The sequence below is a fragment of the Pelagibius sp. genome, assembly GCF_028289705.1.
In the GTDB taxonomy this organism is placed as follows: domain Bacteria; phylum Pseudomonadota; class Alphaproteobacteria; order Kiloniellales; family Kiloniellaceae; genus Pelagibius.
Map to the genome: position 1 here is coordinate 21,000 of NZ_JANQOI010000112.1, position 6,428 is coordinate 27,427.

Sequence of the window (6,428 nt, forward strand, 5' to 3'; positions counted from 1 at the left end):
GAATGCTCTATAACCTGCTTGTCCCCCTCGCCGATGAGCACATCATCTTCAATCTCTTCCGCTATCTCACCTTCCGCAGTGGCGCGGCGGTGATCACAGCGCTGGTGATCTCCTTCCTGCTCGGCCCCTGGATCATCGCCTGGCTGCGGTCCAAGCAGCGCGAGGGCCAGCCGATCCGTGAGGACGGTCCGGAAGGTCATCTGCTGACCAAGAAGGGAACGCCCACCATGGGCGGCTTCCTGATCCTGATCGCCATCACCATCTCCACCCTGCTCTGGGCCGACCTCACCAACGGCTATGTCTGGGCGGTGGTCATCGTCACCGTCGGCTTCGGCATGGTCGGCTTCTTCGACGACTACCTGAAGCTCACCAAGCGCTCCAGCGACGGCCTGCCCGGCCGCCTCAAGCTGCTGATCCAGGTCTTGATCGGCACCGCCGTCGCGGTGTGGATCTCCCACATCGCCCCGCCCTCCATGGACACCCATCTGGCGGTGCCTTTTTTCAAGAGCCTGCTGATCAATCTCAGCTTCTTCTTCGTGCCCTTCGCCGTCTTCGTGATGGTCGGCGCCTCCAACGCCGTCAATCTGACCGACGGGCTCGACGGCCTCGCCATCGTGCCGGTGATGATCGCGGCGAGCTGCTTTGCCTTCATCGCCTATCTGGTCGGCAACTCCATCTTCTCCGAATACCTGCAGCTCCACTACGTGCCGGGCACCGGCGAGCTGGCGGTCTTCTGCAGCGCCCTGGTGGGTGCCAGCCTCGGCTTCCTCTGGTTCAACGCGCCGCCGGCCATGGTCTTCATGGGCGACACCGGTTCGCTCTCTTGCGGCGGCGCGCTGGGCTCCATCGCCGTGGTCACCAAGCACGAACTGGTGCTGGGGATCATCGGCGGGCTCTTCGTGCTGGAAACCGTTTCGGTGATCGTGCAGGTCGCCTCCTTCAAGCTGACCGGCAAGCGCGTCTTCCGCATGGCGCCGCTGCACCATCACTTCGAGAAGAAAGGTTGGGCCGAGCCCACCATCGTCATCCGCTTCTGGATCATCGCCTCCATCCTGGCGCTGGCCGGGCTGTCCACCCTGAAGCTGAGGTGAGGCCGGCGGCGCGATGATCGATCTCTCCTTCTTCGCCGGTCTGCCCGTCGCCGTGCTCGGCCTCGGCAAGTCCGGGCTGGCCGCCGCCAGGGCGCTGCACGCCGCCGGCGCGGAGGTCTGGGCCTGGGACGACAGCGAGGACCAGCGTGCCGCCGCCCGCGCGGCGGAGATTCCCCTGGTCGACCTCAACCAGGCGAACTGGCAGGAGGTCACCAGCCTGATCCTCTCGCCCGGCATTCCCCACAGCTTTCCGGAGCCGCATCCGCTGGCCGCCGCGGCGCGCCAAACCAACGTCGAGATCATCGGCGACATCGAGCTCTTGGCCCGCGCCCAGCGCAACGCCCGCTACCTCGGGATCACCGGCACCAACGGCAAGTCCACCACCACCGCGCTGGTCGGCCACATCCTGGAACTCGCGGGGCGTGCCGTCGCCGTGGGCGGCAACCTGGGCACGCCGGCCTTGACCCTGGAGCCGCTGGACCTGGAGGGGATCTACGTCCTGGAGATGTCCTCCTATCAACTGGAGCTGACCCTCTCCATCACCTTCGACGTGGCGGTGCTGTTGAACATCAGCCCCGATCACCTGGAGCGCCACGGCGGCTTCGAGGGCTACGTGAAGGCCAAGCGTGCGATCTTCCACCGCCAGACCAAGCCGCGCAGCGCGGTGATCGGCGTCGACGACGAGACCTGCGCGGCGATCTTCGGCGAGCTGAAGGCTGCCGACGAGCAGGCGGTGATCCCGATCTCCGGCCAGCGCATCGTGCCCGGCGGCGTCTATGTGGAAAACGGCGTGCTGATCGACGACCTGGACGGCAAGCGCGTGCCGGCCCTGGACCTGCGCGGGATCGCCAGCCTGCCCGGCGTCCACAACTGGCAGAACGCCGCCGCCGCTTACGCCGCCTGCCGCGCCGTCGGCGTCGACGCCCCGGTCATCGCCGCCTGCCTGCGCTCCTTCCCCGGTCTGCCGCACCGCCAGGAGATCGTCGCGGTGATCGACGGCGTCACCTACATCAACGACTCCAAGGCGACCAACGCCGATGCCGCCGCCATGGCGCTGGCCTGCTACGACAAAATCGTCTGGATCGCCGGCGGCCAGGCCAAAGAAGGCGGGCTGGCCGGGCTGGAGCGCTTCTACGGCCGCATCGCCCATGCCTTCCTGATCGGCGAGGCCGCCGAAGACTTCGCCGAGGTACTGCAGCCCCAGATGCCGGTCACCCTGTCCGGGCGCCTCGACCAGGCCGTGCCCGCCGCGGCGAAAGAGGCGGCGCGCCATCCCGGCGCCGTCGTTCTGCTGTCGCCGGCCTGCGCCTCCTTCGACCAGTACCGCAACTTCGAGATCCGCGGCGACGCCTTTCGCGAGATCGTTCATGGCCTGCCCGGCGAGCGCGGCGATCCCGAGAACCTCGCCGCCGCGACCAGCGTGGAGGGGGCATCGTGAGCAGCTTTGCCCGCACCGATACGAGCCTTCTGGGCCGCTGGTGGTGGACCGTCGACCGCTGGACCCTGCTCTCGCTGATCGCGCTGATGGGCTTCGGCGCCGTCCTCATGCTGGCAGCCTCCCCCGCCGCGGCGGAACGCATCGGTCTCGCTTCCTTCCAGCTCGCCAGCCGGCAGATCGTGCTGCTGCCCCTGGCCGCGGCCGTCCTGATGGCCATGTCCCTGGCTTCGCCGCGCTGGGTGCGGCGCATCGCCTGCTTCGGCCTGCTCGGCTCCATCGTGCTGCTGGTCGTCACCCTGCTGGTGGGGCCGGAGATCAAAGGCGCCACCCGCTGGATCAGCCTCGCCGGCCTGTCGATCCAGCCCTCCGAGTTCGCCAAGCCCTGCTTTGCCGTGGTCTCGGCCTGGCTGTTCTCCCTGAACCGGGAGGAAACCGGCGTGCCCGGCGCGCGTATCGCCGTCGGTCTCTGGCTGGTGGTGGTCACGCTGCTGCTGCTGCAGCCGGACGTCGGCCAGGCGGTGCTGCTGACCGCCATCTGGGGCACCCAGGTGTTCCTCGCCGGCCTGCCGCTGGCCTGGATCGCGGTGCTGGCGGTGGTCGGCGCCGGCGGGCTGGTCGCCGCCTACCTCTCCCTGCCCCATGTCTCCGCGCGGGTCGACAGCTTCTTCGACCCCGCCGCCGGCGACCGCTATCAGATCAACCGCTCCATCGAGGCCTTCATGAACGGCGGCCTGCTGGGCCGCGGTCCCGGCGAAGGCACGGTGAAGGCGCAACTGCCCGACGCCCATTCCGACTTCATCTTCGCGGTGGCGGGGGAGGAGATGGGCCTCATCGCCTGCCTCATCATCCTCGCGCTCTTCGCCTTCGTGGTGTTGCGCGGCTTTGCCCGGCTGCTGCAGGAGAACTCGCTCTTCGTGCTGCTGGCCGCCAGCGGCCTTCTGGTGCAGTTCGGCCTGCAGGCCTTCATCAACATGGCCTCCACCCTGCACCTCATGCCCACCAAGGGCATGACCCTGCCCTTCCTCAGCTACGGCGGCTCCTCCCTGATGGCGCTGGCCCTCGGCATGGGCATGTTGCTGGCGCTGACCCGCAGACGGGTCGGCGGGGAAGGTGCGGCATGACCCGGCAAGCCAACCTCCCGAAGAAAGTCGCCCTGGCCGCGGGCGGCACCGGCGGGCACATGTTCCCGGCCCAGGCCCTGGCGCGGGAGCTGCTGTCCCGTGGCATCGAAGTCATGCTGGTCACCGACAAGCGCGGCGGCGGCTTCGGTCCCGACCTGCCGCAGGTGGAGACCTTCCGCATTCCCGCCGGCGCCATGGCGGGGGCCGGCCTGACCAAGAAGATCCGCTCCGCCGCGCAACTGGCGCTCGGCTACTGGCAGGCCCGCGGCCACCTGAAGCGCCAGGGCGCCGAGGTGGCGGTGGGCTTCGGCGGCTATCCCTCGGTGCCCACGGTCATGGCGGCGGCCCGCGCCGGGCTCAGGGTGGTGCTGCACGAACAGAACTCGGTTCTCGGCCGCGCCAACCGCCTGCTGGCGCCGCGCGCCGACCGCATCGCCGTCTCCTTCGACCACGTCGAGGGCATCGCCGCCGGCGACAAGAGCAAACTGCGCATCACCGGCAACCCGGTCCGCCAGACCGTCGCCGCCATCGGCAGCCGGCCCTACGCCGTGCCCGGCGAGGGCGACCCCCTGCGCCTGCTGGTGGTGGGCGGCAGCCAGGGCGCCACCGTGTTCAACGACGTGGTGCCCGCCGCCGTCGCCCGCCTGCCGGAGGCGCTGCGCCGGCGCCTCACCGTGCACCAGCAGGTCCCCGGCCAGGCCGTCGAGGCGGTCGGCGAGATCTATCGCGGCTGCGGCGTCGCCCACGACCTCGCACCCTTCTTCGACGACGTGCCGCAGCGCCTCGCCGCCGCCCACCTGCTGATCAGCCGGGCCGGCGCCTCCACCGTCGCCGAGCTGGCCGCCGCCGGGCGCCCCGCCGTGATGGTGCCCTACCCCTCGGCCACCGACGACCATCAGACCGGCAACGCCCAGGCCCTGGTGGAGGCCGGCGGCGGCTGGCTGATGCCCCAGTCGGGCCTGGACGCCGACAGCCTCTGCGAACGCCTGACCTCCCTGCTTTCGACGCCGGGCCTGCTGGCCCGCGCCGCATCCTGCGCCCGCGCTGCCGCCCGTCTCCAGGCGGCCAGCGATCTGGCGGACCTGGTCTGCGGGATCGACAACGGCAACGGCCAGGATCTGCGGCCGGGCGCCCAGGGCGACAAGGAGGCCGCGGCATGAGAGGCCTGCCCCTGAACCTCGGCACCATTCATTTCGTCGGCGTCGGCGGCATCGGCATGAGCGGCATCGCCGAGGTGCTGGCGAACCTGGGCTACAAGGTCCAGGGCAGCGACGTCGCCGACAACGCCAACGTCCAGCGCCTGCGCAAGATGGGCGTCGAGATCTTCGTCGGCCACAAGGCTGAGAACCTGGGCGATGCCCAGGTGGTGGTGATCTCCTCGGCCATCAAGTCCGGCAATCCGGAGGTGGACGCCGCCCGGCAGCGCTTCATCCCGATCGTCCGCCGTGCCGAGATGCTGGGCGAGCTGATGCGCCTCAAGTGGTCCATCGCCGTCGGCGGCACCCATGGCAAGACCACCACCACTTCCATGGTCGCCACCCTGCTGGACGGCGCCGGGCTCGACCCCACGGTGATCAACGGCGGCATCATCAACGCCTATGGCACCAACGCGCGCCTGGGCGACGGCGACTGGATGGTGGTGGAGGCCGACGAGAGCGACGGCTCCTTCGTCAAGCTGCCGGCGACCATCGCCGTGGTCACCAACATCGACCCGGAGCACATGGATTTCTACGGCAGCGAAGAGGCGCTGCATGCCGCCTTCGAGGCCTTCGTCGAGAACATTCCCTTTTACGGTTTTGCCGTGCTCTGCATCGACCACCCGGCGGTGCAGACCTTGATCGGCCGCATCGAGGACCGCCGCATCGTCACCTACGGCATCAGCCCGCAGGCCGACTATCGCGCCGAAGACATCCGCGTCGAAGGCGGCGGACTCGCCTTCGGCATCGTCGTCACCGACCGCGGCGGCAATACCGAAACCCGCCTCGCCGATATGCATCTGCCCATGCTCGGCCAGCACAACGCGATGAACGCCCTGGCCGCCGTGACCGTCGCCTTGGAGATGGGGCTGGAGGAAGACAGCGTCCGCAAGGCCCTGGCCGGCTTCGGCGGCGTCAAGCGGCGCTTCACCCGCACCGGCGAGGCCGGCGGCATCACCGTCATCGACGACTACGGCCACCACCCCGTGGAGATCGCCGCCGTTCTGGCCGCGGCGCGCCAAGCTGCCGAGGGCAAGGTCATCGCCGTGGTGCAGCCGCACCGCTATACCCGGCTGAGCGACCTCTTCGAGCAGTTCTGCACCTGCTTCAACGATGCCGACGCGGTCATCGTCGCCGATGTCTATGCCGCCGGCGAGCAGCCCATCGAAGGCGCCGACCGCGACGGCCTGGTGGAGGGACTGCGCGCCCGCGGCCACCGCCAGTCCATGGGTCTGGACTCGCCGGAGGCGCTGCCGGGCCTGATCCTGGACCTCGCCGCGCCGGGCGACATGGTGGTCTGCCTGGGCGCCGGCAACATCACCGCCTGGGCCAACGCCCTGCCGGCGCAATTGCAGGCCCTGCAAGGCGGCGCCGCACCCGCGGCCGGAGGGGGTCTATGACGGTCATGGCGGCGGCAAGAAACTCCGGCCTCATCGCGGTCCGCGGGGCGGAACATCACCTCCGCCGGCCCGCCGACGCGGAACCAGGTGATGCCGCCGAGCGGCGCCTGCTCGGTCAACCTGCCCCGCACTTGGGGAAGCCTCGCGATGAGGCCGGAGTTTCTTGCCGCCGCCATGACCGT

General features: G+C 69.7%; 5 protein-coding genes and 1 pseudogene. 5 read left to right on the top strand and 1 reads right to left on the bottom strand.

What is annotated here, in order from left to right:
- Window positions 1-2: 2 nt before the first annotated feature.
- Genes mraY through murC form a run of 5 tightly spaced genes read left to right on the top strand, consistent with a single transcriptional unit; the run spans window position 3 to window position 6,246 of the window.
- Window positions 3-1,091, top strand: a complete 1,089-nt coding sequence (gene mraY, locus Q0996_RS15075; RefSeq protein ID WP_299621325.1) for a phospho-N-acetylmuramoyl-pentapeptide-transferase — start codon at window positions 3-5, stop codon at window positions 1,089-1,091.
- Between the two features lie 13 nt (window positions 1,092-1,104).
- A complete protein-coding gene (murD, locus tag Q0996_RS15080; RefSeq protein WP_299621328.1) occupies window positions 1,105-2,529 on the top strand; it encodes a UDP-N-acetylmuramoyl-L-alanine--D-glutamate ligase in 1,425 nt (474 codons plus the stop codon).
- Window positions 2,523-3,650, top strand: coding sequence for a putative lipid II flippase FtsW (gene ftsW / locus Q0996_RS15085; RefSeq protein ID WP_322096719.1), 1,128 nt, complete (start codon window positions 2,523-2,525; stop codon window positions 3,648-3,650). Before murD ends, ftsW begins: the two co-directional genes overlap by 7 nt.
- Window positions 3,647-4,810, top strand: a complete 1,164-nt coding sequence (gene murG, locus Q0996_RS15090) for an undecaprenyldiphospho-muramoylpentapeptide beta-N-acetylglucosaminyltransferase (protein WP_299621334.1) — start codon at window positions 3,647-3,649, stop codon at window positions 4,808-4,810. The genes ftsW and murG overlap by 4 nt, the downstream gene beginning before the upstream one ends.
- A complete protein-coding gene (gene murC / locus Q0996_RS15095) occupies window positions 4,807-6,246 on the top strand; it encodes a UDP-N-acetylmuramate--L-alanine ligase (RefSeq protein WP_299621337.1) in 1,440 nt (479 codons plus the stop codon). Before murG ends, murC begins: the two co-directional genes overlap by 4 nt.
- A gap of 29 nt (window positions 6,247-6,275) precedes the next feature.
- On the opposite strand, the pseudogene Q0996_RS25500 reads toward murC, so the two are convergent.
- Window positions 6,276-6,422 (bottom strand): annotated as a pseudogene (locus Q0996_RS25500) (UDP-N-acetylenolpyruvoylglucosamine reductase); the annotation flags it as partial.
- Window positions 6,423-6,428: the final 6 nt, after the last annotated feature.

Bases quoted from the DNA above. Each gene is read 5' to 3' on its own strand.
- mraY (WP_299621325.1), top strand. From the start codon at position 3: ATGCTCTATAACCTGCTTGTCCCCCTCGCCGATGAGCACATCATCTTC.
- murG (WP_299621334.1), top strand. From the start codon at position 3,647: ATGACCCGGCAAGCCAACCTCCCGAAGAAAGTCGCCCTGGCCGCGGGC.
- murD (WP_299621328.1), top strand. From the start codon at position 1,105: ATGATCGATCTCTCCTTCTTCGCCGGTCTGCCCGTCGCCGTGCTCGGC.
- murC (WP_299621337.1), top strand. From the start codon at position 4,807: ATGAGAGGCCTGCCCCTGAACCTCGGCACCATTCATTTCGTCGGCGTC.